Raw genomic sequence first — 26,937 nt, 5'->3', positions numbered from 1 at the left:
TCACCGCTTCCCTCCATTTAGGATCACGCAGCCCATGGCGCATCAGGCGCCATGGCGTGATCACAGGAGTCGTGTTGAGATTCAGACAACGCGGAAGGGCGCGAATCGCGGGCATATCGCCAAGACGCACCGCGCTCGCCGTCGCCGCCGTACTGGTCGCCGAGGCGGCGTTGGTGTCGCTGGGGAGCGGGCAGGCCTTCGCCGCCACGGACTCCGCCACCACGCGGGCGACAGCCGCGGGCAAGTCCGCCAAGCCGGCGGCTTCGGCCGATTCGACGGCCGCCGCGTTGCTGATGGCCCGGTTGCAGGGCCGCAGGATCGAGGTGCTGGCGAAACGTTCCGCCAGCTCGACGACGTACGCACTGCCCAACGGGCAGCTGCAGACATCCACCTACGCGGCGCCCATCCGGCAGAAGGTCGACGGCGTCTGGCGCGACATCGACACCGCTCTGGCCGACGAGGGCAGTGCGCTGGAGCCGGAGGTGGCCGCCGCCGACATCTCGGTCTCCGACGGCGGGGACACCGCGCTCGCCTCGGTCGCCAAGGGCGCGAAGTCGTTCGGGATGGGCTGGGAATCGAAGCTTCCGACGCCCTCGGTGAAGGAAGACACCGCCTCCTACGATCTCGGTGACGGCGAGACCCTGACGGTCACCGCGCTGTCGCAGGGGTTCAGCCAGAACGTCGTCCTGGACAAGGCGCCCGAGGGTCCGCTGGAGTACCGGATACCCATGCGGCTCAAGGGACTTGAGCTGTCGATGGCCGAATCCGGTCACCTGCTGCTGAAGGACGGCGCAGGCAAGCTGGTCGCCGAGGCGCCCGCACCGATGATGTGGGACTCCTCCAAGGACCGCAGGTCCGGCGAGTCGAAGCACCAGGCCCGCGTCGCCACGAAGGTGGAGACGGCCGAGGACGGGTCGCAGACCCTGGTCCTCACTCCGGACGCGAGCTACTTCACCGACAACAAGCTGACCTACCCGGTCACCGTCGACCCCACCAGCACGCTCGCCGCCTCCGCGGACACCTGGGTCGCCACCAACTACCCCGACTCCCAGGTCTCCTCGGAGGAGCTGAAGTCGGGTACGTACGACGCGGGGACCACCAAGGCCCGCGCCTACCTGAAGTTCGACGTGTCGGCGTTCACGGGCAAGCACATCACCGACACCAACCTCGCCCTGTACTCGTACTACTCCTCGACCTGTGCCACCACCGGCGCGGGCACGCAGGTGCGGCGGATCACCGGGGCCTGGTCCAATCCGGACATCACCTGGGCCGACCAGCCCGCCACCACCACGACCGGCGCGGTGACCAGCACGGCGGCCAAGGGCTACAACGACTCCTGCCCGGCCGGCACCGTCAACTTCGACATCGACGCCATCGTGCAGGCCTGGGCCGACGGCTCCGCCAACTACGGTGTCCGTATCGCGGGTGCCTCGGAGACCGACTCCACCACCTGGCGCCGCTACCGCTCCGCCAACTACGTCTCCGGCGACGGCTCCACCGAGCCGCACCTGACCGTGACGTACAACTCCTACCCGGCGGTGCCCAGTTCGACGGCGATCGCGCCCTCGCAGGTCAACGCCTACAACGGCAAGCGCTACGTCACCTCGCTCACCCCGACCCTGTCGTCGAAGGTGACCGACCCGGACGGGGCCAACGTCCAGGCGCAGTACGAGATCACCGCCGACCCGGCGTACGCGGACACCACGTACTCCCTCACGGCGTACGGCAAGACCGTGGCCTCCGGCTCCACCTCGACCCTGGCCATCCCCTCCGCCTCCGCCTTCCCCTCCGGCAGCCACCTTCGCTACCGTGCGCGGGCGTACGACGGTACGGACTTCGGGGCGTGGTCGGGCTACACGACGTTCGTGCTGAACACGGCCAAGCCGGTCGCACCGACCGTCACCTGTGACACGTACACCCAGAACGGCTGGACCCCCAAGGCCTCCGCCGCCGTGAACTGCACCCTCGACACCTCCTCCACGGACGGTGCCGGCTACCAGTGGGGCCTGGACGACGCGTCCCTGCTGAACACGAAGCTGGACACCACCAACGGCACCGGCGGCGACCCGCAGACCATCAGCATCAACCCGGCGGGCGGATGGCACACGCTGTACGCGCGCACCATCGACTCCGGCGGCAACCTCTCCACCGCCAGCACCGCCTACAGCTTCGGCGTCGGCGCCGACGGCGCGGCGATCCTCTCCCCGCAGGACGGCGACACCACTGCCCGCCGGGTCACCCTGGCGGCCAAGGGCCTCACCACCTACACCGGCGTGACCTGGCAGTACCGGCGCGGCGAGACCGACATCTGGCACACCATGCCCGTCGGTGACGTGACCGCCTCCGGCTCCGCCGTCTCCGCCTGGCCCGTCGCCGTCAGCGGCGGCACCGCGACCAAGCTGGTGTGGAACACCGTCTCCACCCTCGCCGAGGACGGCGTGATCCAGCTGCGGGCCGCGTTCACCGACGGCACCACCACCGGCTACTCGCAGACCACCGAGATCACCCTCGACCGGGACGCGGGCGCCGCCCTCACCAATCAGATCGGCCCGGGCCAGGTCAACGAACTCACCGGTGACTTCACCCTGTCGGCCACCGACGCCTCCGCGTTCGCCGCGAGCGTGGACCGTACGTTCTCCTCGCGTACCAACAGCACCGACACCGAGGGCCAGGCGCAGATCTTCGGCCCCGGCTGGACGTCGGCCGTCTCCGCCGAGTCGAGCGACTACACGCAGATCCGCGAGACCTCCGGCTCCTCTGTCGAGGTACTGGCCGGCGACGGCAGCGCGATCGCGTTCACCGAGACGAGCAGCGGCGGCTGGCAGCCGGAGATCGGTGCCGAGTCCCTGACGCTGACCTACTCGACCACCACGAACATGTTCACGCTGACCGACACCGACGCCAACACGGTCGTGTTCGCGAAGGCGGACCCGGCCTCGACGACGTGGACGGTGTTCTCGTCGGCCTCGGCGGTCGACGACTCGACGGTCACGGTCTTCTCGACGACGGTGGACGTGGGCGGCAAGAAGCTGGCTCGTCCGAGGTACGTGGTCTCGCCGACGAGCGCGGCGACTGCGACGACCTGCCAGACGACGCCGTCCACGAAGGGCTGCCGGGTACTGGAGTACGTCTACGCGCCGGCCACCACGGCCACTTCCAGCACACTGGGCGACTTTGTGAACCAGGTCTCGGCCGTCAAGCTGTGGGCCACCACCCCCGGTGCCTCCACCTCGACCTCCGAGACGCTCGCCTCGTACGCCTACAACGCCTCCGGCCAGCTGCGCCAGGTGTGGGACCCGCGCATCAGCCCCTCGCTGAAGACGGAGTACACCTACGGCACCGACGGCCGCGTAGCCACGTACACCAAGCCGGGCGAGCTGCCCTGGACCTTCACCTACGGCACGGCCGGCTCGGCCCTGACCTCGGGGTCCGGCATGCTCCTCAAGGTTTCGCGTGCCGCGCTCGCCGCGGGCTCCGCGAGCACCACGTCCGGCACGGCGGCCACCACCGTCGTCTACGACGTCCCGGTCTCCGGCGCCGCCGCCCCGTACCAGATGGACACCGCGACGGTCGCCACCTGGGGACAGGACGAGGCGCCCACCGACGCCACCGCGTTCTTCCCCGCCGACAGCGTTCCGGCCTCCAGCACCGGCGGCGACCTGACCGCCGGCGCCTACGCCCGGGCCACGATCAGCTACATCAACGCGAACGGCGCGGAGACCAACACCGTGAGCCCGGGTGTTGCGATCACCACCACCGAGTACGACCTGCTCGGCAACGAGTCCTCCGACCTGACCGCCGGCAACCGGGAACTCGCCCTGGGCACCTCCGCCAACGCGGCAACGGAACTGGCCGCCCTGGGCCTGACCGATCTGTCCACCGCCGAGCGCGCCCAGCAGCTGTCCACCGTGCTGGAGTACTCCGCCGACGGCACCCGTGTGACGGACGAGTACGGTCCGCTGCACCAGATCACCCTGGCCGCGGAACTCACCGGCACCACTCCCGAGTCCACCCTGGCCGCCGGCACGGTGATCCCGGCCCGTGCCCACACCTCCTACGCCTACGACGAGGGAGCCCCGGCAGACGCGGCAGTCTCCGACCTGGTCACCTCCTCCACCACGGGCGCGGCCATAGCCGGCTACGCCACCGACGCGGAGGCCAAGACCACGACCACCACCTACGACTGGTCCACGGGCTCCGCACTGGCCACCACCGGCGGCGGCGAGTCCGCGGGCCAGGTGACCAGCTACGACAGCGCGGGCCGTGTGGCCACCACCCGCACCCCGAAGTCGTCCGGCTCGGACGCGGGCACGCTGGTGTACACCTACTACGACGCGCACGCCACCGGCGCCTGCGCCTCGACCGAGTGGGACGGCCTGCTCTGCAGGACCGCCCCGGCCGCCGCCATCTCCGGTGGCGGGACCAACCCCGCCCAGGCCGTCACCACCGTCTACACCTACGGACGGTGGGGCCAGGTCGTCACCAAGGCCGAGACCGCCAACGGCGTGACCCGTACGACCACCACCGCGCCCGACGCGGCGGGCCGTCCGACCGGCACGACCGTCACCGGCGGCACCGGAACACCCACTCCGGCCACCACCATCACCTACGACGGGGCCACCGGCCAGGTCGCCAGTACCACCGCCAACGGCAAGACGTCCACCTCGACGTACGACGCCCTGGGCCGGACACTCACCTACAGCGACGGGTCGGGCAGCACCAGCTCCTTCACCTACGACATCCTCGACCGCCCGGTGACGGCGTCCGACTCGGTGCCGTCCACCACCACCTACACCTACGACGCCACCACCGGCCAGGCCCGGTCCGTCACCGACTCGGTCGCCGGCACGTTCACGGCCGGTGCCCACGACGCCGACGGCGCTCTCACCAGGGAGACCCTCCCCGGTGGCTACACCCTGGCCACGACCTATGACCCGACGGGCAACCAGACGTCGGTGACCTACGCGGACTCCTCAGGCACCACCGTGCTCTCCGACTCCGCGACCTACACCATCCACGGCAAGCAGACCGGTCACACCCAGACCGACGGCGGAACCCTGTCCACCGCCTACGGCTACGACGCCTCCGGGCGCCTGGCCCTGGCCACCGACGACGACGGCACGACGACGACCTCGCGCGCCTACGCCTTCGACACGGACGACAACCGCACCTCGCTGACCACCACGGTCACGGCCGCGGGCGCCACCCCCACCACCTCCAGCACGGCGTACGCGTACGACACCGCGGGTCGCCTCATCGCCGGGGGCTACACCTACGACGCCCTCGGGCGCACCACCCAGCTGGCGGGCAAGACCCTGGCCTACTACACCAACGACCTGGTGGCCAGTGAGACCGTGGGCTCAACCCGTACCACCTGGGGCCTGGACGGTGCCGGCCGCCTGGCCTCCTCGGCCACCGCGACCACCAGCGACAGCGGCGCCACCTGGTCGACCACGAGCACCACGGTGAACCACTACAACTGTGGCTGCGACACTCCGTCCTGGACGGTCACCACGGCCGGTTCCACCTCCACCGTCAGCCGGAATGTCCCCGACCTCTCCGGCGGCCTGGCCGTCACCACCGGAGCCACCGGCGGCGCGGTCCTCCAACTGGCCAACCTGCACGGTGACATCTCCGTCCGGCTGGACCTGGCGACGTCCGCGGCCGCGGTCCAGCGCTACGACGAGTACGGCAACCCGCTGGACGCCACGGCCGCCGCGGCGAAGTACGGGTCCCTGGGCGCCTACCAGAAAGCCACCGACGGCCTGGCCGGATACACCCTCATGGGCGTCCGCGTCTACGATCCGACCACCGGCCGCTTCCTCCAGAGCGACCCGGTCTACGGCGGCAACACGAGCTCCTACATCTACCCCGCCGACCCGATCGGTCAGTCGGACACCAGCGGTGAGCTGAACTACCGGTATCAGACGAAGAAGACGAAGAACTACACCGTCGGCATCAGAAGAAACTGCACCGGGCACTCCAAGTGCAGCCTGAGCTGGTACGTGAAGCTGAAGAGCATCTGGAAGAAGTACGGCGCTCTGAAGTTCGTGTACAGCATCGTCCTTCCGTTCTACTACGCCGCGAAGAATCAGAGCTACGGCCACCTGGAGGCGGGCGACTACCTCTTCCACGGCGCCTGGGGTGTCCCGAACGGGAGAGGAAGACCGGAGTCGGACCGCGGGAAGTACAGGGCCATGGGCATGACCTTCTGGTTCGACTGGACGGACAACGTCGAGTTCAGCGGGAAGTTCACCGTCATGAACATCTGCGTCAGGAACCCCACCCTGAACGTGTACGCCCTCTTCACCTGAGACCCCTCGGGTTGATCACCGCCGGGGGAGAAGCGGGCAGCCGCTTCTCCCCCGGCTTTCCTTGCCATCGGAAGGCAGCGATGATGTCGAATTTCTCGGACTGGCGGGACCGGATGCTGCGAGCGGTCTGGCGGCACGGGGAGCAGCTCCCCGAGGAGGTGCTGACGTGGATGGCCGAGCTGTACGGCGAGCGTGGAGAACTCACGGAATCGGAGTTCTGTGAATCCTGGACCGCGCGAACCTTCTCTCTGGCCAGATCGGCCTTCGAGACGGTCACCAGGTCGGCGGAGCAGGACACCGGGAAAGCGGTCACCGGCGACGACTTCTGCTACATCGACTACGTGCGCGACCCGGACCTGGGACCGGTCGGCGTGGTCCACATCAAGTCGGCGGAGGTCTCCACGCCCGATTCGGCAGAGGTTCTGGGTGCTGTGGCGGAAGGAGTGCAGGAATTCGTCATGAGCCACCATCGCGTGACCTGGCCCGTCTGCGGCGAGCACGACCGCGGTCTGCATGTGGGTTACTTCCATGAGACCGCGGTCTGGACATGCGCGGGCGGGACCACGGGTGGTCACGTGGTGAGAGCGATTGATCCCGCCGCTCAGCCGTAGATCACCGCGGCCCTTTCGCCTGGTCAGCCACCATTGTGCTGGGCGTCGGAGCGCGTTTGACGCCGCTGCACGCCAAGAGTTCAGTCCCGGTGGCGTCGAAGTACAGGTTGAAGAACCAGAGCCGGTCTGCTGTGAGGATGGTCCCGGTACGCAGTTGCTCGCCGCGGTGCCGTGCGAGGATCTCAACGGTCTCGTCGAGGCCGATGGTCTCTTGCAGGCCGCGCTTCAGCGACCGTCTCAACCTCGTTGCGGCTATGCCGGCGACCATCCACTGGGGCACCTCGCTGTCCCAGACCTTCACCTCGGCGCCGGCGGCTATGGCCTCGCGTGCCGGCCTGCACGCGCTCGTCTGATCGGTGAGCATCGCGGTGATGTCGGGGTGCCATGGGGGCTCGTCTTCGGTGGCCATGCGGTGACTGTAGAGACTGCATCTGGGCTGGACGACCGCATCGATCGTGGACGGCTCCCTCGTTCCCACCCGCGACCACACCATCGCCGAGCAGTCCAAGAACCGCCGTCCGTTGACAGGCTTCCGCGCCGGTGGATCTAATGCGCACGCGGAGCACCCGGGCCCCCTTCGGTCCGGTCACCAGGGAGGAAGGGGCGAGGCCGTGGGCCAGCGCAGCGCCGTACCGGACGACGCACCGGCCGGGATCGCGCAGATGTATGAGCGGGACCGCGCGTGCGAGAGCCTGGGCATCGCCCTGGAGGAGGTCACCCCGGGCCGGGCGCTGATGCGCATGCGGGTGCGCGAGGACATGGTGAACGGCCACGGCATGGCCCACGGCGGGTTCCTCTTCCTCTTCGCCGACGCGGCGTTCGCCTACGCCTGCAACGGCTACGGGCCGGTCACCGTCGCGCAGTCCGCGCAGGTCAGTTTTCTGCGGCCGGCCGCGGTCGACGACGAGCTGCTCGCCGAGGCCGTGGAACGGACGCGTTCGGGACGCAACGGGATCTACGACGTGTCGGTCCGTCGTACGGACGGCATCGTGGTGGCGGAGTTCCGCGGACAGAGTGTGATGCTCTCCGGAAGGGTGCAGGCCCCGCCCGAGTGAGCGGTACGAGCCGTCCGTCCGACCCACGCGTCCGAGGTCCGTTCCGCCCGCCACCCGAGCGGCGGGCGGACGGCGGGCGTCACGCCGTCGGTCAGTTCGCCGGGCGCTCGTCCACCACCTGCTGGAGCTTGCCCGTGCGCGGGTTGGTGAGCAGCTCGGACCGCGGCACCCATTCGATGCCCAGCTCGTGGATGGCGCCGTCCGCGACCTCCGCCGGGAAGAGGGGCCGGGCCGCGTAGACCGCCTCGACGAGCCGGGCCGAGAGGTCCGCCGGAGGCTCCTCGATGTACCCCAGCCGCAGGATCAGGCCGTCCTTGCCGTCCCAGCGGCGCTGCACCATCTGCATGCCGGCGATGTACCGGTCCGGGTCCGCCTCCACGAGCACCGCGCGGACGTCCTCGATCGGCATCGACACCGTGCCGACGCGGCCGCCCTCCATGGACCGGCCGAGGAGCCGGAACCGTGTGCACTGCGCGTCGACCCACTCGGCGCGGTCGCCGGCCGGGAAGCGGATGACCGGCATCAGCGTGCGGAACAGGTTGGTGACGAGGAGCCGGCCCGGCACCCCGGGAGTGGTGATCGGCTCGCTCGTGACGTCGTCCACGATCTCCACGACCGTGCGGTGCGGGAACGCCTCGTGCACCCGTACGTCCTCGCCGGGTACGGGCCGTCCGACGAGGCCCGCGTCGATGGAGGCGTAACCGACCGAGGCGATGGCGGCCTTGGGGAAGGCCCGCAGCAGGATCGGCCGCAGATCGGTGAAGAGCAGGTCGCCGCCGAAGAGGAGCAGTTCGACCGAGTCGGCGGTCTGGCCGCGGCGGACGAGGAGTTCCGCGACGGCGGCCAGCTTCATCGGGACCCCGGCGAGGACGTTCACCCCGAAGTCGCCGATGAGGTCGGCGATGAACTCGTTGGGGGCGCCGGCGCCGACGGGCAGGCGGACGTTCTCCACGGGGGCCGCGTGCAGGGCGTGTTCGATGTAGAGCATGCCGCCGTACAGCTCGCCCGCCCAGAAGAGGTTGGCCACCCGGTGGCCCGGCCTGAGCCCGGCCTGCACGATGCCGGCCCCGAACGCGGTGACGGAGTCGGCGTGTTCCTCCCGCGACCACACCGACAGCTTGGGCACGCCGGTGGTGCCGCCGGTCTTGTAGACCCCGGCGTCGGTCAGCGGCCCGGTCAGCACCCGGTTGTCGGGCCAGGTATTCGCCGCCCAGAACGCCGTGTGGTCGATGACGGGGAGCTGGGAGAGGTGCGAGATCGTCTCCGGGACGTCCCGGTACACCTCGGCGTAGAACGGCGAGTGGGTGCGGACGAAGTCGACCAGTTCCTGAAGGGATTTGGCGGGCACTAGCTCTCCTGCTCTGTGTCGGCGTCGGGTTCCGGGCCGCGCCCGATCCATGTGCGGGCGAGTTCCCGCACGACGGAGCCGTCGCGGTCGGCCAGTTTGTTCTCCACGTAGGCGGCCGCCCAGGGGTTCGTGGGGACGCGGAAGGCCGGCCGCTCGGCCAGCAGCGTCCGCACGACGACGTCCGCCACCTCGGCCGCGGACTGCCCGGCACCCTCCCAGCCCTGGGTGGTGACCCACTGGATGTAGTCGGCGAAAGTGGACGCGTACGGGCCGGAGGCGCTCTCGATGGTCCTGCGGTTGATGTCAGGGAAGATCCCGAACGAGGTGTCCCGGACGAATCCGGGCACCACCACGGACACCTTCACCCCGTGCGCCTCGGCCACCGGGGCCAGGCTCTCCATGAAGCCCTCGACGGCGAACTTCGCCGCGCAGTAGGCCTCGTTGAAGGGCTGTCCGACGATCCCGTGGACGCTGCCGATGGTGAGCAGACGCCCCCCGGCGGCGCGGAGCAGCGGCATCGCGGCCCGGCTGACCTCGACGACGCCGAAGAAGTTCACGTCCAGGTTGGCCCGCAGCGCCTCTGCGGTGGACATCTCCAGGGTCGGGTCGAAGTTGGAGACGCCGGCGTTGTTGACCACGGCGTCCAGGCGTCCGTACGTCTCGCGCACGCCGTCGACGCAGCGGGTGATGGACCCGATGTCGGTCACGTCCAGCGGGCGGATGTCCAGCCGTACTCCGGTCCGGTCCGCCTCCTCCCGGAGCGCCCCGGCGCGGGCGGGCTCGCGCAGGGTGGCGACCGTGGTGAAACCGGCCCGGGCGGCGGCGACCGCGGTGGCCAGCCCGATGCCCGAGGAGGTGCCGGTGATCAGCACGACCGGGGACTCCCCGCCCGTCGCGGTCATGAGGCGCCCTCCGCGCGTGCCGGTTCGGCTCCCCCGCCGTCCGCCTGCAGCGCTTCCGCCGCCTTCTGCCGCTCGGCCGCGTCCAGGAGCGGCTGGACCCGCAGCGCGGGCAGGAAGGAACAGGCAGCGAGCAGGGTGCCGCCGGCCATGGTGACCCGGGCCGCGTCCAGCACGCCGAGCGGTCCGGTGAGCAGGCTGACGGCCGCACCTCCGGCCAGCGCGGCCAGCGGGATCACGCCCCAGGTGGCGGTCCGGAAGGCCGCGTGCATCACGCCCTGGTGGGTCGCGGTCATCCGGGACTGCCGGATGGGCGCGCTGGAGACGTTGATGCAGGACATGAAAAAGCCGTAGCAGCCCATCGTCACGGCGATCACCGCACCGGCCGGCAGTGCGGGCGCGGCCAGTACCCCGAGGCCCACCAGACAGTGCAGCAGCAGCGCCCAGGCCAGCATCCGCCCGGTCCCCAGCCTTTCACCGAGCTTCGGCGCCACGGCCGCACCGGCCAGGGCGCCCACCGCCGCCACGGACATGGCGGCGCCGAACACGCCCACGGAGACGCCCAGTCCCTGATAGGCGAGGATCGGGAGCACGGTGACGAAGACAGGGCCGCCGCAGTTCAGCGTCACGGCTGCCACCACCACCCGGCGCAGCACCGGGTCCGACCAGTTCAGCCGGAAGCCCGCCGTCAGCCGCTCCCACACCGATCCCTCGGCGACGGTCCGCTCGCCCCAGGGCCGCATGGACCGGATGCACAGCGCGGAGACCAGATAGCTGGCGGCGTCGACGAGCAGCGCGGCCACGCCCAGTGCGCCATAGAGGCCGGCCGCCAGGGAGGGGCCGGAGACCTCGGACACCGAGCGGGTGCCTTCGAGCCGGGAATAGGCGCGCACCAGATGGTCCTTGGGCACCACGGCGGGCACGGCGACCAGGTACCCGACGGTGAAGAAGATCGTCGCGCCGCTGATCACTGCCACGCAGGCGAACAGCAGCGGCGTGGAGAGCCAGCCCTGCCAGTACGCGACGGGGATGACGGCCACCGCCACCAGCCGGGCGAGGTCGCAGGCGAGCAGGGTACGGCGGTTGTCCCACCGGTCGACCAGTACGCCGGCGAGCGGGCCGAGGAGCGGAATGCCCAGGTACTGGGCCATGGCCACGATGCCCACCTGGAAGGCGGAGGCGTCCAGGGCGAAGATCATCACGGTCGGCACCACGAAGATCGTGATGCGGTCCCCGACCGTGCTCACCGACTGGCCGATCCAGAAGCGGTTGAACTCAGAGCCGAGGGAGACCGGCCGCCGTGGCTTCACTCCTCCTCCCGCACCTCGAGCCCGGCGGTCTTGCCGGTCCGCTCGTTGCTGATCAGGTCGGTGACGGGACGTACCCGGAAGTTCTCCGGATCGTGCAGGAAGGCGGTGCTCAGCGTGAACGTCTCGGCCAGCAGTTCCTTGCGCAGCCGCTCGGCGTCCACCGCCGCGCCCGGACGGGTCAGCAGCAGCACCTCCACGGCGCCGGCGCGGCCGCCGGTCTCCGAGAGAACCACTTGGGCGCGCGAGACACCCGGCTCCCGCTCCACCCGTGCGACCAGCTCGTCCACGTGCAGACCCAGGCCCCGGACCTGCACCACGCTGTCGCGGCGGCCGAGCACGCGCATGGCCCGGCCGGGCCGTCCGCACGGACAGGCCTGAAGTCGTCCCGCGTCCCCGGTTCGGTAGCGCAGCACCGGGTTGAGCATCTCCGGGTTGAGGGTGGTGAAGTCCAGCAGCTGGTCCTCGCCCACGTGTACCAGCTGGTCGGGCAGGGTGTGGAAGCTGTCCGCCGGGCACTCGGGCGTGTTCGTCCCCACCACCCAGGTCTCGGTGCTGCCGAACATGCCCCAGCGCCGGGCCGCCGGTGCGACCACCGCCATGTCCTCCTCCACCTGCGGCTGCCAGGCCTCGCCGAGCCACAGCACCTTGCGCAGGTGCGGCAGCTGAAGACCGGCGGCCCGGGCGTGGGCGAACCAGAGCCGCAGCACGCTGGGCGTGCCGCCGATGGCCGTCACCTCGCGCGCCGCGAAGAACGCCAGCCACTCGGCGTACTCGTCCTTGGCGACCGAGCCCAGTGCGATCACCTGGCACTGCGACAGGTCGGCCAGGGCCGCCACCAGGAAGTGCGCGCCCCACATACGGCCGGCGCCCCAGGCGTTGACGAAGACGTCCTCACGGTCCAGCGGCTGCCAGTGGGCGTGCACCCCGGCCATGTAGAAACCGGTGGGCGCGTGGCCCAGTTTGGGTGCGCCGGTGCTGCCGCCGCTCTGGAAGAGCCAGGTGGCGCCGTGCTCGGCGCGGGGCCGCAAGTGGGCCAGGGCGATGTTGAGGTCGTCCTTGAGCAGCGGCGGCAGCGCGGCGACGTCGTCGAGGGTGCGTACGTCCGCGTGCCCGTCGTAGCGGGGCGCCAGTTCCGGCACCTGACGCAGCCGCTGGAGCGTCCGGCGCGCGACCGGCAGCCGCGGCTCGGCCGCCTCCGGGGTCAGCGAGAACATGGCGGTCAGCTCCGTTCCGTCGGTGAGGTGAACAGGGGCGTCCCGCCGGCGGCATCGGCGAGGTGCTTCGCGTGGGCGTCCCGGTAGGCCGTGAACCGGGCGCGCACCACGTCGCGTTGGACCGTGCGGTCCGGATCCCCGGGGACGTCGGGGATGACGCCGTCGGGCTCCAGCTCGGAGAACCAGAACCGCTGCCCGTCGTGGAGGAAGTCGACGCAGAAGAAGGGGATGGGCAGCCGCTCGGCGAAGTAGGCGGTGGCCGCGGCCAGTTCGTCGGGAACCGGGGCGAACTCCAGGATGCCGCCGTGGCTCGCGTTGGCCACCGCCGAGCCGGGTTGCGGAGTCCGCTTCAGGACCGTGTGGGCCCGGCCGCCGATCACGTACACCCGGTGGTCGACCGTGCCGTCGCCGAGGTACGGCTGCACGACGAGTGTGGTGTCCCCGCCCTGCGCGAGGCTGGCCAGGCCGCGTATGTCGCCCGCGCTGCGCGCCAGGTTGATGCCCCCACCACCGCACCAGCCGGCCGGCTTGACGATCGCCGGATAGGTCATGTTCCCGAGCGCCACCTCGTACAGGTGGCGGCTCACATCGCGCCCCGTGCCGATGCGGACGGTCGGGATCGGCGGGACGGGCGAGTCGCCGAGGTGGAGCAGGGTGGCCAGCTTGTCGTTGCCGATCAGCGAGGTCTCGGGCGGGAAGGGCAGGTAGAAGCCGGCCTGCTGCAGCACCGCGGTGAGGGCGTACTGGTTGAAAATGTCCATCTGCTGGTACGGCAGCGAGTAGAGCGCCGTGATGAAGAGCGTGTCCTCGGGGGTGACGAGTGTGTCGTCCACGTAGACGCGGGGCCGGCCCCGCTGCGTGCAGTCGACCGAGACCGCGTCGGGCGAGTGCCGGGTCCAGCTCATGCCGAGGTCCTCGGCGACCTCCGCGTAGAGGTCCCAGAACATGGCGTGCCAGACATCGGTCGTCCGGGTCGACTCCCGGTCGGGGAAGATCCAGCACATCCGGCGCAGCGGGCCGGCGTCGGGGCGGGGCGGGGGGAGATTCACGGGCTGTCCTCGGGTGCGGTGGGGGCGGAAGGTGCGCCGGGCCGGGCCTCCGGGGCGGTGCCGGTCCGGCCGTCACCGGGCCGGGCCTCCGGGGCGGTGCCGGTCCGGCCGTCACCGGGCAGGGTCTCCAGGGCGGTGCCGGTCCGGCCGTCCTGGTCCTGGGCGTGCTCCGCCCACCAGCGGCGGCCGGACTCGGGGAGCGTGTCCAGCGGGTCGTAGTACGGGTGGCGTCGGGCCAGCGTGGCCTCGGGGTCCGCGTCGGGCGACTGCCGGATCTCCAGCTCGGTGCGGTAGTTCTTGGTCCAGTACGAGATGCCGCGCTCACGGTCGTAGGCGACGGCCTGGTGCACCCAGCGCTTGCCGACGTGCGGTACGTCGCACACGATCCGCGGGGTGGCGTAGCCGGGGAGGTATCCCATGATCGCCTCCTGGAGCCACTGGGCCTGATGGAGCGAGGTCCGCCAGTGCTCGGCGTGGGGTATCAAGTCGCAGAGGTAGAAGTAGTACGGGAGGATGTTCGCCTCGCCCTGCAGTGCGAAGCAGAGGTCGAGCAGGTCCTCGGGGGTGGCGTTGACCCCGCGCATCAGCACGCCCTGGTTGCGGACGTCCCTCACGCCCGCGTCGAGGAGGGCCCGGGCGGCCTCGGCGACCAGAGGGGTCACGGACTGCGCGTGGTTGGCATGGGTGTGCACCGCGAGGTTGACCGCACGGCGCGCCGCGACCGCCGCGACCCGCCCCAGGCCCTCGGCGACCTCCGGCTGGAGCCAGTGCTGCGGCAGGCCCACCACGGCCTTGCTCGCCAGCCGGATGTCACGTACCGAACCCAGGTCCAGCAGCCGCATGAGGAAGGTCTCCAGCTGCGGCCAGGGCACATTGGCGACGTCTCCGCCGGACACCACCACGTCGCGCACGGTCGGCGTGCGCTTGAGGTAGTCGAGCATCTGCTCCTGCCGGTCCCGCGGCCGGAGCACGAGCCTGGCCTTGGTGACCTGGGGCGTGGAGGTGCCGACCAGATCCATCCGGGTGCAGTGCCCGCAGTACTGCGGGCAGGTGGCGACCAGTTCCGCCAGGACCTTGGTCGGATACCGGTGGGTGAGGCCCTCCACCACCCACATCTCCGCCTCGTGCAGCGAGTCCCGCCCCGCCTTCGGATGGCTCGGCCACCGGGGGTGACGGTCCGAGCGCACCGGCAGCATGTACCGGCGGACCGGATCGGCGAGGAACGCCTCGGTGAACGATGCGGGCACCGGATCGGCCCCGGCTGCCATGGTGTTGAGCATCTGCGGGGTGAGGAGCATCGCCATGGTGGCGAACTCCGCCCGGTCGGCGGCGAGATCGTCGTAGAAGCGGTCGGTGAGCAGGTCGCCGACGACGGCCCTGAGCTGACGCGCGTTCTTCACGCAGTGGGCCCTCTGCCACTGGGCGTCCCGCCAGTCGCGTTCCGTGACACGGCGCCAGCCCGGCAGCCGTCGCCAGTCCGGCTCGGTCAGCGGGCTCCGCGCGTACTGGTACGGCTGCCGGATCATCTGACGCCCCCGGCCTAGCGGCCGGTCAGGAGGGTGGCGAAGCGGGTCCGCAGCTCCCGCTTGAGCACCTTCCCGGTGGGGCCGAGCGGGAAGTCCTCCGGCGTGCGCGCGACGCTCACCGCGGCGAGCGGGGTCAGCCCGGCGGCGGTCAGGGCCTTGTTGGCCGCCTCCTGGACCTCCTCCGCCGTGCTCCCATCGGCCTGCGCCTGCAACCGGACGACGGCGACGGGCAGTTGGCCACGGCCCGGTCCGGCGGGGACGCCGATCACCGAGCAGTCCTGCACCAGGGCGGCGCAGTCGGCGATCAGCACCTCCTCGATCGGCAGGCTGTACGCCGGCCCGTCCGCGGTGTCGATGACGTCGACCGTACGGTCGAGGTGGTAGAAGCGTCCCTCGGCGTCACGGCGGGCCACGTCGCCGGTGAGCCAGTAGCCGTTGAGCTCGAACGTGCGGGTGAGCCGGTCGTCGTTCCAGTATCCGGGGGTCCGGGACGGCGTGACGACGCCGAGCATCCCGACCGTGCCGTCGGGTACCTCCTCGCCGTTCTCGTCGACCACCGCCGCCTTCTCGACCACCTCCAGGGGCTTGCCGACGCAGCGGTCGTCGCGCTCGCTCTCCGGTGTGGTCAGCTGCCCGAACAGGGCCATGCCCATCTCTGAGGAGCCCAGTCCGTCGACGAACTGCGAGCCGGGCAGAGCGGGCTGCTCCTCCCTCTCGCGGGGCAGCAGCCAGGGCCTGATCAGACCCGCCGGCCGCTCGCCGAGCTGCACCAGCCGCCGGATGTGTCCGTAGTGGGCGCTGTCGCCGGTGTTGAACCAGGAGTGCACCTTCGCGGCGCCCTTGACCGGGAGTTCGCCGGTGGCCAGTTCCACGAAGGTGCGCGGGAAGGAGGCCACCATGGTGGGCTGGAAGGCCTCCATGACCGGCTCGACGACGGCACGCCGCCAGTCGGACATGACGACGGTCGGCAAGCCGAGCAGGGTGGCGGCGAGGAAGTAGCTGAGGCCGCCCGCGTGGGTGTGCGGCATGAGCGACATCAGCCGGTCGTACGGCTCGGCGGGGAAGCGCACCATACGCGGCTGCTTGCCCTCCCAGAACTGACGGTGCGCCAGCTTGGTGGACTTCGGTGTGCCGGTGGTGCCGGAGGAGTGGATGAGCGCGACCACGTCGTCGGCGGCGTGCCGGTACGGGTACACCTCGGGAAGCTCCGCCGCCTCCGCGTCGAAGGCGTGGAGTTCGGCGGCCATGGCGATGAAGCGGGGACGGCGGTGCGGCGTCTCGCGGTACGCCGCGGCCAGCCGCGTGGGGTCGTCCGCGACCACTCCCACGACACCCACGTGGTTGAGGTAGCGCACCATCACCTCGTGCCGCATGGCGTCGTTGACGAGGGCCGGTACGGCTCCGAGCGCGGACAGCGCGAGGAAGTGGAGGACGGGTTCCAGGCCTTCGCCGACCACCACGGCGACCGGGTCACCGGGCCGGACGCCGTTGGACCAGTACCACTTCGCGTACTGGTCGCGCAGGGCGGCCAGGTCGAGCAGGCTGTGGCCGCGCAGTTCGACGGCGCCCCGGTGGTCGACGCGGTGGGTGTAGGCGTAGGGGACCGCGCGGTTGGGGTTGACGGCGATGGCGTGGTCGAGGAAGTTGCCGGCTCCGAGCGTGGGCTCGGCCATCAGCTGCTGTCTGGCCGCGAGAGGGGCGATGGAGGTCTGGTCGCTCATGACGGTCTCCCGTTTCGGTGTCGCCGGGAGGTGGCCCTGGTGGGGCCGGGCCCGGCGACTGATCGAAGGCTTGCTGTACTCGGCGGAACGGTGGTTCGACTGCCGTGCTGCTGTGCCTTGCTGCGGTGCCGTGCGGCGTACGGCGTGGGGCGTCCGGCCCGGCGTACGACCGGCTCAGTGGCGCCCCCGTCGGGGCGTAAGGGAAGGAGGGGAGGGTGGACGGCGGCGCCCGCCCGGGACGCTGGGAGAGCATGAAGGGCCGGGGCAGCGGCGTACGACGGCCCCGCCCGGTTGCTGAGCGGGCCGCGGCGCTACGGGCGGGCGAGGACCTCCGCCGCCACCCGGCGGCCGGAGCGGATCGCCCCCTCCAGCAGACCGAAGAACTCGGTGCTGGTCTCCGTGCCGGCCCAGTGCACCCGCAGGTGCGGTGCCGTCAGCGTCGGACCGTGCCGCAGCCAGTCCCCCGGCCCGAAGAGCGACGCGTAACAACCCTTGCTGAAGGGGTCGTTGACCCAGTCCGTCACATGGAAACCCACGGGTTCGGGCAGCATCGGGAACAGCCGGGCCGCCTGCTCGACGGCCGTCGAGCGCTGCTCCCGCGGATCGAGCGCCGCGTAGCGGTGGGCCTCGCCGCCCGTGACGAATCCGGTGAGCACGCCGACCCCGGCTCCGGCCGGCGAGTCGTCGACGGTGGAGAGCAGCGGCCCTTCGGCGTTCACCGACCATCCCGACAGGCCGTGGTCCCGCCACAACGGCGCCGGATACACCAGGTGCACCTTGACCGCGCAGCCCCGCGCCGTGCGGTCGCTCGCCCGGCGCACCGGCAGCCCGGGCCGGTAGTCGACGGCGTCGGCGAGCAGCGGCGGCAGCGCCATCACCGCGACATCGGCGCGGTACTCCCCTCGCGCACTGCGCACCGTGACGCCCTGGTCGTCCTGGTGTACGGCGAGCACCGGCTCACCGAGCCGCACCCTGGAGGCCAGCCGGGCGGCGAGCCGCTCGCACACCTGGTGGGCGCCTCCGTCGATCCGGTCCTGCTGGGCGCCGCCCTCGAAGGCGTTCAGATAGCGCAGGCCTCCACCCGACCGCAGGTAGAAGGCGACGTGCAGCATGGACACCCGCGCCGGGTCGGCCGCCATCATCTCGCCCAGGAAGAGCGGGAAGAAGAGCCGGGCGTCCGGATGCGTGAGGTGTTGCTCGGCCCATTCCCCGGCGGTCAGGACGTCCAGCTCCTCGGCGCCCGGGGTGAGCCACGGCGCGTCGCACCGCACGGTGGCCGTGAGGTCGTCGAGCTGCTCGAAGAGGTCGCCGAGCGCCACGGCGTTGAGCGGAGGGAACCGGCCGTCCCGCGTGGTCTCCTCGCTCCCGAGCGCGAAGCGGCTGGCTCCGTACATGGTGGTGGGCGTCGCCTTGAGATCCAGCTCGGACATGAGGGCGTGCAGTTGGGTGTGCCGGTCCCCGAGGTACGCGGCGCCGGCGTCCACCCAGCCCTCTGCTGAGACCTTGAGTCCATGGGCCCGGCCGCCGACCCGGTCGCGCGCCTCGAGGACGGTCACGTCGACCCCGCGCGCGGCCAGTTCGGTCGCGGCTGTCAGCCCGGCGTACCCGGCTCCGACCACCACCGCGCTGGTGACACCACCGGAAAGCCCCGGGGCGGCCGCGTCGAGAGGCGTGTCCAGGCCGGTCACCGGGCGGCCGCGATCTTCGCCGCGAGCCGCTCGGGGGTGGGCGCGTCGAGGAAGTCCTCGAAGGTCAGCTCCACCCCGTAGGAGCGGGCGACGGCGCTGAGCACGCGGGTCGCGACCAGCGAGTCGCCACCGAGGAGGAAGAAATCGGAGTCGGTGGAGACGTCGTCGGCCTCCAGTACGCGCCGGAACATCGCCACCACGCCTTCGGTGTCGGCAGGGGCAGGCGCTCTCCCGGCGCCTGAGGCAGTGGTGTCAACGCTCATCAACGGTCTCCTTCGACCTGTTCACGGTGGCGTATCGCTGGTGTGAGGCTCTTCTGTCGACCTTGCCGCTCGTGGTCAGCACGAGCTGCGGGACGACGGTGATCCGGCTCGGCACGAGATGGGCGGGCACTCGCTCGCGCAGATAGGACCGCAGGTCGACGTCGAGTTCCCGGGTCCCGGTGTGTGGCCGGGGCACCACGTAGGCGACCAGCGCGGTGCGGCCGGCGGCGGTCACACCGGTGACGGCCACCGTGTTCACCGCGGGGTGGCCGGCGAGGTGCGCCTCCACCTCGGCCGGATCGACACGGATGCCCCGGATCTTGATCTCGTCGTTCAGCCGGCCCTCGTGGGTGAGGAGGCCGTCCGGTGTCCTGCTGACCCGGTCGCCGGTACGGAACCGGCGCTCGCCGTCCACCACCACGTACGCCCTCTCGGTGGCCTGCGGCATCCCGAGGTAGCCGAGGGCCACGGCCAGGCCGCCGATCAGCAGCTCGTCGTCCTCGCCGATGTCCTCGACGACATGGGCCAGGGCCCGGCCGATCGGCGCCCTCGTGCCGGCGTCCCAGTCCCAGCCCGGGACGGGGGCGCGAGGGCCGTGGAGATCGACGGCGTGGGTGATCAGGGTGGTCTCGGTGCATCCGTAGGTGTTGACCAGGCGGATCCGGCCGGTGTCGAGACGGCTCCAGTCGGCCAGCCGGGCAGGGCTGACCGCCTCCCCGCCGATGACCATCAGCCGGACGCAGTCCGGAAGGCCTGTCCCTTCCTCCGTGAGGTGGAGGACAAGCTCATGCCAGAAAGCCGTGGGCAGGTCGAGAACGCTGACATGCTCGCGCTCGACCATCCGCAGGAACCGCGGGAAGGACCCCGAGTGTGCCTCTCGGTCGAAGACGAGGGTGGCTCCCGAGGTCAGGGTCGGAAGGATCTCCTCCAACGAGGTGTCCCAGTTGAGCGAGGCGAACTGCAGCACCCTGTCCTCTTCGGTGAGGCCGAAGAGTCCGCGGAGCGAGCACACGGACGCCGAGATCGCCCGGCGGGGGGTCACGACCGGCTTCGGCCGGCCGGTGGAGCCCGATGTGAAGAGGGTGTACGCGGCGGCTTCGGGGTCCTGGCCCCTGCCGGGCCCGGAGCCAGCGCTGCTCGCCTCTCCCTCTTCCCAGCTGAAGTGCGTGGTCGGCAGCCCGAGCCGGAGATCCGGTGCCGTGTCGGTGGCGACGGCAGCGCGGCATTCGGCCGCGGACACCATGTCCTGCTGACGCGCCGGCGGAAAGACCGGGTCGACGGGACAGTAGGCGCCACCGGCCGCCAGCACGCCGAGCATCGCCACCACGGTTTCCGGGCTGTGCGTCGCCGGCACGGCCACCGCTCCGGGCCGGGGCCCGAGCCGCTCCGCGAGGGCGTACACGAGCTCGTACAGCCGGCCGTACGACACGACCCGGCCCTCGTGCACGAGGGCCGCGCGCTCCGGGTCGCGGAGAGCGGCTTGCGTGAAGGCCTGGACGAGGTCCGGGGTGTTTCCGAGGGTCTCGCACTGCATCGACTTGTTCGCCCCAAAAAAGCTTGAAAGCGCCTGTCCGTGCCCGACGAACGGGGACTCTACAGCCGAACATGTGTGGCCACAACGGAAGTTGGAAGGAATAGTGGGTTCCTTGTGCACGCGCCTTCACCGCACACGCTCCGGCAGGTCAGGGCCCCTGCGAAGGCTCCGCTTCCACTTCTGCGGAGCCCTCGCTTCCGATCCGCGAGGCGCCCGGAATGCGGTCGGTGGAGGAATACCTCCCGGAGGCGGCGTCACCGGGGTCGCCTGCCTCGTGCGGCTGAAAACGGAGGGCCAGTTCGCAAATGGAGGGGTCCCCCCTGGCCTGTGCGGCAGTGAGAACCAGACCCGTGTGAGTGATAAGCCGGAGGAGCGGACCGCCCCGGCTCCCGCAGGGCCACTCGCCCGGACCCCCAGGAATGCGAACGGCCGGCCGGCCGCCGACACTGGAGCCGGAGTACGACCGTGAGGAGAGTCGGAACGATGAGCCTGGGCAATCCGCGGTTCACCGGCGACCCTGCGCTGGAGGCGTGCGCGGCCGGCTCCCAGGTCATGGGGCCGGGGGACGAGGGGATGGCGGTGCGGCGCGTCCAATGGGCGCTGCTGGACCTGCACTTCGATCTGCCGATGTTCGGTGCGGACGGCGACTTCGGTGGCGAAACGGCCGCGGCCGTCGACGCATACCAGTCGGCCCGCGGTATCTCGACCGACGGCAAGGTCGGCCCGCAGACGATGAACCTCCTCGACACAGAGGCCCTGCCGAGCCTCGACGACCTCCAGCTGCACTACTCGGACCGGCGCTCGTTCTACAGCAACCGCGCACTGGAGAAGGCCCGCAATGCCGAGCACGCCGAGTGGCTGCCGGAGGCGGGGTGGGCCGCGAACCGGGCGCGGGTCATCGACCTCTACGGCTACTACCGCGACCTGTACCTCACAGCGCCGACGGAGTTCCTGTGGGCCGGTCTCGGGCGCATGGCCGGGGGCGCGGTGGTGGGCGGGCTGGACAGCGACCCCGCCTTCATCGAGCAGTCCATCATGGTGCGCATCGGCCGGGACATCTTCTTCGACCTCGCCTGGCTGCACGAGGCGTTCCTCGACCATCCGACCGAGGCCATCAAGCTCGGCCATCTGCACGACCGGTTCAACGAGTACACGACCTACGCCAGCGGACTGCCGGCCTTCGCTCCCGGGTTCCCCACGCGATCCTACGGCGCCGCCTGGAACAAGATCACCACAGGGCTGATCGCCGAGGGCAACCGCGATCTACTGGAGAACGAGCAGAAGTCGATCATCTCGCCGCACTACGAGGTGCTGCGTACGTTCCTGTTCTCCGGGCTGCCCACGCCGTTCACCAACAACATCCATCCGTACCATCGCGCCTTCATCCAGGAGGTGCCGACCGGGGACATTCTCAACACCGAGGACCGCTGGCGTTGGATCACCTTCCCGGACGGGATGTACCAGCGCTGGGACGACATCGGCAGCGACGAGCGGATCAGGCTGACCACCCTGCCCATGGACGATCTGATCGCAGGCCGGTTCGGCCCGGCCGGACGCCCCGAACTGCTGCCCCCAGGGGGTCCGTAGCCGCCCTTCAGCCCTCCAGGCTGCCGGCCGATGTGTAGGCGGTGTCGAAGTAGTCCTGCATCGCCTCGGCCAGGACGGCCTCCGGGTCGATACCGAGCAACGGGCCCTCCTCGCCGGCTTCCTCGGTGGTGAAGTCTCCTTCGAGCGGGTTGTCGAAGCCCATCGGGACGCTTGCCACGAGCGACACCCAGTGATCGGCCTCCAGGGTGCGGATTCCTGTGCCGCCGGCGTCGAGCCGGTCGTCGACCACTCCTGTCATGATCTCCTGGAACGTGTGGATGGCTTCGATCGTGAGCGGTCCGACCAGGCCGTCGACGTCCAGGGCCGCGAGCCCCGTCGCGCGCGGAATCCACTGGTTGAGCATGAGCTGCGCGTAACGGACGTCTTCGGGGTCGTTCACGCCACCGCTGCCCACGGATTCCCGCATCGGCGAGTTCATCGTGTGCACCGGGTCGACGAAGAACGAAGGGACCGGCACGGGGACGGGAACGGGCGCCGGAATCGGCACCGGTATGCGCGGGAGCGGTGCGGGCAGTTCGGGCGTCGGAACGGGTTCCTGTTTCGGCTGCCGCAGGATGATCACGATCACCGCGAGCACCACTGCTTTGACGAGCATCTTCCACAGCGTTTCGACCAGGATGTCGAGACTGGCCTCGATGCAGAACTCGTAGAGGATCACTCCCGGCTTGGTGCGTTTCCAGTGGAAGTGAACTTTGGCAGGGGCGGAGAACCAGGTTCCGTCCCAGAGCAGAACGCGCTCGTCCGGGCTGTACTTCTGGCCCGGCTTGTACGGCAGGTTGAAGACGTTCGGGTCGGAGATGACGATGAACCAGTCGACCTTCTTGTCGGCCTCCCGCTCGCCCGACCGGGAGTTGGGCTTGACCTCGTAGAATTCGAAACGCCCCACCTCGTGGGTGATGATGTCCGGGATCGGGAACGAGAACAGGCCTTCCTTCTTCGATTCACACTCGGACGCCAGTGCGACCGCGTCGATATGCGGATTGTGAATCTTCAGATAACTGGCGAGGTGGCGACACCTGTGGAATCCCATACTCACGTCGAAGAAATCGGTCTGCGGCCCGCCGGGGAACCTCAGGAACTCATGGCATCCACCCTTGGTGGAGCAGTAGTGATGCTTGATGAGGACCTCGGCGGCCTCGCCGATCATGGACCGGGTCGCCGGATTAGAAGTGACGTCGCCTGGCGTGAAGCACAGAAGACCCATCAGCCCTCCCCTGTCGTCGGGGATATTTCCTGAATTCTCGACTGACAATGCGCGCGTGCACACGCTACGGCCCCTGTCACCCACGTTACCCGGGGTCCGGCAGGGGCGCCTGTCACCGACTGCGCCGGCCGCGACCCGCCTCACGTGACGTTCGGCTGCCTCAAGGCCGATACTGCCGACAGCAAGGGTTGCGACCACCACGACACCGACCGCCGACAGAGGGCTGACGGCCCGTCATCGGTCAACTCCTCTCGCCACGGGATACCTGCGGTGTCGACGCATGTCCCGGAACCACATACAGGCTGAGAGCGGCGGCGGCGCACCGCACCCCCGCCGCGTCGGGGCCGTCGGCGGCTCCTCGCCGACGACCCCGACGTACGGGTGATCAGGCTCGGTACGCCAAGTTCGCCATCATTCCTGCCTCGCTGTGGTAGGCGTTGTGACAATGGAGCATCCATTGGCCCGGGTTGTCCGCGTCGAAGTAGACGGACAGTTTCCTCTTGGGCAGCACGATCGCGGTGTCCTTGCGCGGCCCCGAGTCGCCGATCTGGTAGGTGTGGCCGTGCAGGTGCATCGGGTGCCACATGGTGGTGGCGTTGACGAAGTCGAGTCGTACGCGCCGGCCTTCCTCGACAAGGATGGGGTTCGCCTCGGGGTTCTCCATGTCGAACGGCTTGCCGTTGATGGCCCAGTTGTATGCGTGCATGTCGCCGGTCAGCTTGATCCGGTGGATGACGTCGGTCCTGGCGGACGTGAGGCGCGCTTCGTCGGCGGCGCGCAGCTGGGACGCCGTCATGATCGTGCCGCCGAGTTCCTTCGGGCGGACGGTCGGCTTCGGCGCGCTTCCCGACCCCGTACGCACCAGCGCGAGGCCGTTCGCGTTCTTGCCCTCGGCCAGGGCGACGAGGGGGAAGACGCCGTCGCCAAGGGTGACGAGGACGTCGTAGCGCTCACCCATGCCGACCAACAGGGCATCCACATCCTGGTGCAGGACGGGGAAGCCGTCGGTGTGGGTGATGGTCAGCTTGTGGCCGCCGAGGGCGACGCGGTAGGCAGTGTCCCCACCCGCGTTGATGATCCGCAGCCGGACCTTCTGGCCGGGCTTGCCCCGGTGGACGTCCGGCTCGGTGGCGACGCGGCCGTTGATCAGGTGGTGCGGGTACTTCACGTCGCCCGCGTCTCCGCCGAGCAGGTCGCTCTCGGCGCCCATGAGCATGAACCTCGTCGACGTGCCGCCGGACGAGGCGGAGGGGGACGCCGAGTCCCCCATGTCCATCCCGTCCATGTCCCCCATGTCGTGGGCCCTCCATAACCCTGGAGCCGGGGCTGCTGCTGTCCCCCGTCTCCATCCCGCCCATACCCTGCCTGAGCTCGGCGAAGACCTCGTCGGGGGTGCCGGTGACGCCGTCGAGCCAGTCGTCGAGGACGACGATCCACTCGTCGTCGTACGTGAGGGTCTCCTTGGGGTCCTCCACGATCAGCGGGGCGTACAGGCCGCGGTCGAGCTGGACGCCGACGTGCGGGTGGAAGAAGTACGTACCCGGGGCGTTGGCGACGAAGCTGTAGGTAAATGTGGAGCCCGCCCGAACGGGGGTCTGGGTGAGGGGCGGCACACCGTCCATGTCATTGCGCAGCGCGATGCCGTGCCAGTGGATCGATGTGGCGGTCCTGCCCGGGAGCTGGTTGGACAGCTCGGCGACCAATGTGTCGCCGACGGAGAGCCGGACCTCCTTGCCCGGCGTCCGGCCGTCGAAGGCCCACGTCCTGGGCATGACGCCGCCACCGAGGTCGATCCTGGCGGGCGCCGCGGTCAGCGTGACCTCCTGCCGGCGTCCGGTGCTCCTGCGCTTGTTCTCCATCGCGGCGACGGCGGAGCCTGAGGGGTCGACGAGGGCGCTTCCGCCACCGGAGCCGCTCCCGCCGCTGCAGGCGGCAAGCGCGCCCCCGCCCGCGACTGCCAGCCCCCCGAGCAGGACGGAACGACGGTCGGTGCTGCTGTTCATAGGGTTGTGTCCTCTGTTGTCTCAACGGCCGAGGTGGTCGCGGAGGGACGACACGTCGCGTGCCGCCCGGCTGCGCCTATATGCGCAGTCGGGAGAGGACGGAGAGGTCCGGCGGGGCTCGTTCGACGCTGCTGGAGGGCACCGAGGCCGCCACGCCCTCGGGAAGGTCCGAGAGTGGTGGAAGCCTGTCCTCGGTCGGCTCGACGAGTTGCGGAGAGCTGATGCCGGCCATGCTGCAATGCCGCATGTCGGGGGCATCGCAACCACCGGAGTCGACGCCGTGCGAAAAGAACGGCTCCCAGGCGGTCGGCACCGCCTCGCCCGGCGCGACGTGGCCGGCATGGGCAGCACCCCTCAGCACGGGCGACGCACCTGTCATGCGGGAGGCGCCCATCGCCGCCGTCTCGTGGTGGACCAGCACGGCCAGCGCGAGGCACAGGGTGAGGAAAGCCCCGTACGTCCAGCGCACGGCCGAGCCGCCGCTGGGAGCTGCCCCTGCCACCATCATCTCCACCTGGTCACACTTGCGGTTCGTCGATGTCGGGCACGTTACCCCCCTGGGGTAATTCGCGCCTGGCGAGGCGTCCGGACCCTCAGCCGGTCGGCAGCGAGGCGAACGTCACCGGGCCCAACGCCGCGTTGACTCAGGCACCGTCCGAGGCGACACCGGGTGAGCGAGGAGCAGCGCATCCTGCTCTCCCAGCCATAGGCCGCCGCACTGGCCTGCCGAGCCGTCAGGCCGCGTCGACATCCCCCCACAGCAGAAATGGGGTCTACCTGTCGGCCGGTGGTGAGCGGCAGTGTCCTGTGTGAGCGCTGCCCTCGAATTCGGTTCGGGCTTGGGCGGTGGTGTACGAAGTCCTGTGTGAACGAACAGTCCGATGCCTCCACCGTCCGCGTGTTCATAGCGCTCGCGCCGCCTGACGACGCCAAGGAGGAGCTGGAGCGAGAGCTGCGGCCCGCGTACCAGACGTACCCTCAGATGCGATGGAACCGCGTCGAGGACTGGCACATCACCCTGGCGTTTCTCGGCGAACTCCCGGTGAGGGTCGTGCCGCTGCTGCGTCAGCCGCTCGTGGACCTCGCGGCGCGGCGCGCCCCCGTGGCGCTGGCGCTGCGCGGCAGCGGCCATTTCGACGCACGGGTGCTGTGGACCGGGATCGACGGAGACCTGGCCAGGCTGCACACGCTGGCCACCGAGATCCGCGACCTGGTCACGGAGTGCGGGGTGGCGTGGGAGGAACGCCCTCTGCGGCCTCACCTGACACTTGCCCGCGCTCGCCGCGACGACCCCTTCAGCGTGCCGCAGGTCGCCACCGAACTCGCCGCCTTCACCGGCCGGCGCTGGCATGCCGAGCGCCTGCACCTGGTCGGCAGCAACTACAGTCGCGGCCCAGGGCCGATCCGCTACCGCGACATCGAGGCGTGGCGCTTCACCGGCGCCCAGTGATCACGACCACTTTCGTCGGCCGCTCATGGTCCGCCCGTGCGCGCCTGGCGCAGGCCGAATCAGGGCGCAGGCGGGCGGTCACGCGGAGGTCGGCATCGCAACGCAGGTGGCCCCATCACCGATACCACCGCCGGTCCGAC

18 protein-coding genes and 1 pseudogene are annotated in these 26,937 nt (G+C 70.3%); 5 read left to right on the top strand and 14 right to left on the bottom strand.

The window, feature by feature from the left end:
* Positions 1 to 74 precede the first annotated feature (74 nt).
* Positions 75 to 6,314 (top strand): DNRLRE domain-containing protein, encoded by a 6,240-nt coding sequence (locus tag RKD23_RS38420; RefSeq protein WP_424857975.1) that lies wholly within the window; start codon positions 75 to 77, stop codon positions 6,312 to 6,314.
* A gap of 11 nt (positions 6,315 to 6,325) precedes the next feature.
* Positions 6,326 to 6,925, top strand: a complete 600-nt coding sequence (locus RKD23_RS38415) for a hypothetical protein (protein ID WP_424857974.1) — start codon at positions 6,326 to 6,328, stop codon at positions 6,923 to 6,925.
* A gap of 1 nt (position 6,926) precedes the next feature.
* Here RKD23_RS38415 and RKD23_RS38410 read toward each other — a convergent pair whose 3' ends face one another.
* Positions 6,927 to 7,334, bottom strand: a complete 408-nt coding sequence (locus RKD23_RS38410; protein ID WP_424857973.1) for a hypothetical protein — start codon at positions 7,332 to 7,334, stop codon at positions 6,927 to 6,929.
* 253 nt (positions 7,335 to 7,587) lie between these two features.
* On the opposite strand from RKD23_RS38410, the gene paaI reads away from it, so the two are divergent.
* Positions 7,588 to 7,980 carry a hydroxyphenylacetyl-CoA thioesterase PaaI gene (paaI, locus tag RKD23_RS38405; RefSeq protein WP_424858434.1) on the top strand — a complete coding sequence of 131 codons (393 nt, stop codon included), beginning with the start codon at positions 7,588 to 7,590 and terminating at the stop codon, positions 7,978 to 7,980.
* Positions 7,981 to 8,071: 91 nt separating this feature from the next.
* Here paaI and RKD23_RS38400 read toward each other — a convergent pair whose 3' ends face one another.
* The 10 genes from RKD23_RS38400 to RKD23_RS38355 all read right to left on the bottom strand — a co-directional run bounded on the left by RKD23_RS38400 (position 8,072) and on the right by RKD23_RS38355 (position 20,532).
* The gene (locus RKD23_RS38400; protein WP_424857972.1) at positions 8,072 to 9,328 is read right to left on the bottom strand and encodes a phenylacetate--CoA ligase family protein; all 1,257 of its coding nucleotides are present in this window, start codon (positions 9,326 to 9,328) and stop codon (positions 8,072 to 8,074) included.
* A complete protein-coding gene (locus tag RKD23_RS38395) occupies positions 9,328 to 10,230 on the bottom strand; it encodes an SDR family NAD(P)-dependent oxidoreductase (protein WP_424857971.1) in 903 nt (300 codons plus the stop codon). The genes RKD23_RS38400 and RKD23_RS38395 overlap by 1 nt, the downstream gene beginning before the upstream one ends.
* Positions 10,227 to 11,537, bottom strand: coding sequence for an MFS transporter (locus tag RKD23_RS38390; protein ID WP_424857970.1), 1,311 nt, complete (start codon positions 11,535 to 11,537; stop codon positions 10,227 to 10,229). The genes RKD23_RS38395 and RKD23_RS38390 overlap by 4 nt, the downstream gene beginning before the upstream one ends.
* On the bottom strand, positions 11,534 to 12,751 hold the full coding sequence (locus tag RKD23_RS38385; protein WP_424857969.1) for a phenylacetate--CoA ligase family protein: 1,218 nt from the start codon (positions 12,749 to 12,751) through the stop codon (positions 11,534 to 11,536). The genes RKD23_RS38390 and RKD23_RS38385 overlap by 4 nt, the downstream gene beginning before the upstream one ends.
* 5 nt (positions 12,752 to 12,756) lie before the next feature.
* Entirely contained in the window at positions 12,757 to 13,800 is a 1,044-nt protein-coding gene (locus tag RKD23_RS38380) for an ATP-grasp domain-containing protein (protein WP_424857968.1), read from the bottom strand.
* Positions 13,797 to 15,326 carry a KamA family radical SAM protein gene (locus RKD23_RS38375; protein WP_424857967.1) on the bottom strand — a complete coding sequence of 510 codons (1,530 nt, stop codon included), beginning with the start codon at positions 15,324 to 15,326 and terminating at the stop codon, positions 13,797 to 13,799. The genes RKD23_RS38380 and RKD23_RS38375 overlap by 4 nt, the downstream gene beginning before the upstream one ends.
* 14 nt (positions 15,327 to 15,340) lie before the next feature.
* A complete protein-coding gene (locus RKD23_RS38370; RefSeq protein ID WP_424857966.1) occupies positions 15,341 to 17,047 on the bottom strand; it encodes a class I adenylate-forming enzyme family protein in 1,707 nt (568 codons plus the stop codon).
* Positions 17,048 to 17,358: 311 nt separating this feature from the next.
* Positions 17,359 to 18,735, bottom strand: coding sequence for a flavin monoamine oxidase family protein (locus tag RKD23_RS38365; RefSeq protein ID WP_424857965.1), 1,377 nt, complete (start codon positions 18,733 to 18,735; stop codon positions 17,359 to 17,361).
* Positions 18,732 to 18,998 carry a phosphopantetheine-binding protein gene (locus RKD23_RS38360; protein WP_424857964.1) on the bottom strand — a complete coding sequence of 89 codons (267 nt, stop codon included), beginning with the start codon at positions 18,996 to 18,998 and terminating at the stop codon, positions 18,732 to 18,734. Before RKD23_RS38360 ends, RKD23_RS38365 begins: the two co-directional genes overlap by 4 nt.
* Complete coding sequence (locus RKD23_RS38355; protein ID WP_424857963.1) at positions 18,988 to 20,532, bottom strand: amino acid adenylation domain-containing protein; 1,545 nt, start codon at positions 20,530 to 20,532, stop codon at positions 18,988 to 18,990. Before RKD23_RS38355 ends, RKD23_RS38360 begins: the two co-directional genes overlap by 11 nt.
* Positions 20,533 to 21,015: 483 nt before the next feature.
* On the opposite strand from RKD23_RS38355, the gene RKD23_RS38350 reads away from it, so the two are divergent.
* Positions 21,016 to 22,119 (top strand): peptidoglycan-binding domain-containing protein, encoded by a 1,104-nt coding sequence (locus RKD23_RS38350; RefSeq protein ID WP_424857962.1) that lies wholly within the window; start codon positions 21,016 to 21,018, stop codon positions 22,117 to 22,119.
* A gap of 7 nt (positions 22,120 to 22,126) precedes the next feature.
* Here RKD23_RS38350 and RKD23_RS38345 read toward each other — a convergent pair whose 3' ends face one another.
* The 3 genes and pseudogenes from RKD23_RS38345 to RKD23_RS38335 form a co-directional block, all read right to left on the bottom strand.
* Positions 22,127 to 23,344 carry a peptidoglycan-binding domain-containing protein gene (locus RKD23_RS38345; RefSeq protein ID WP_424857961.1) on the bottom strand — a complete coding sequence of 406 codons (1,218 nt, stop codon included), beginning with the start codon at positions 23,342 to 23,344 and terminating at the stop codon, positions 22,127 to 22,129.
* A gap of 385 nt (positions 23,345 to 23,729) precedes the next feature.
* Positions 23,730 to 25,347: pseudogene (locus RKD23_RS38340) on the bottom strand (multicopper oxidase family protein).
* Positions 25,348 to 25,423: 76 nt separating this feature from the next.
* A complete protein-coding gene (locus tag RKD23_RS38335; protein WP_424857960.1) occupies positions 25,424 to 25,852 on the bottom strand; it encodes a hypothetical protein in 429 nt (142 codons plus the stop codon).
* Positions 25,853 to 26,212: 360 nt separating this feature from the next.
* Between RKD23_RS38335 and thpR the strand changes: the two genes are divergently transcribed.
* Entirely contained in the window at positions 26,213 to 26,797 is a 585-nt protein-coding gene (thpR, locus tag RKD23_RS38330; protein ID WP_424857959.1) for an RNA 2',3'-cyclic phosphodiesterase, read from the top strand.
* The last annotated feature ends 140 nt before the right edge of the window (positions 26,798 to 26,937 follow it).

This window comes from Streptomyces sp. SAI-170 (assembly GCF_049739565.1).
Taxonomy (GTDB): domain Bacteria; phylum Actinomycetota; class Actinomycetes; order Streptomycetales; family Streptomycetaceae; genus Streptomyces.
The sequence above is the reverse complement of the archived record's forward strand: the minus strand, read 5'-3'. Positions and strand labels throughout refer to the sequence as shown.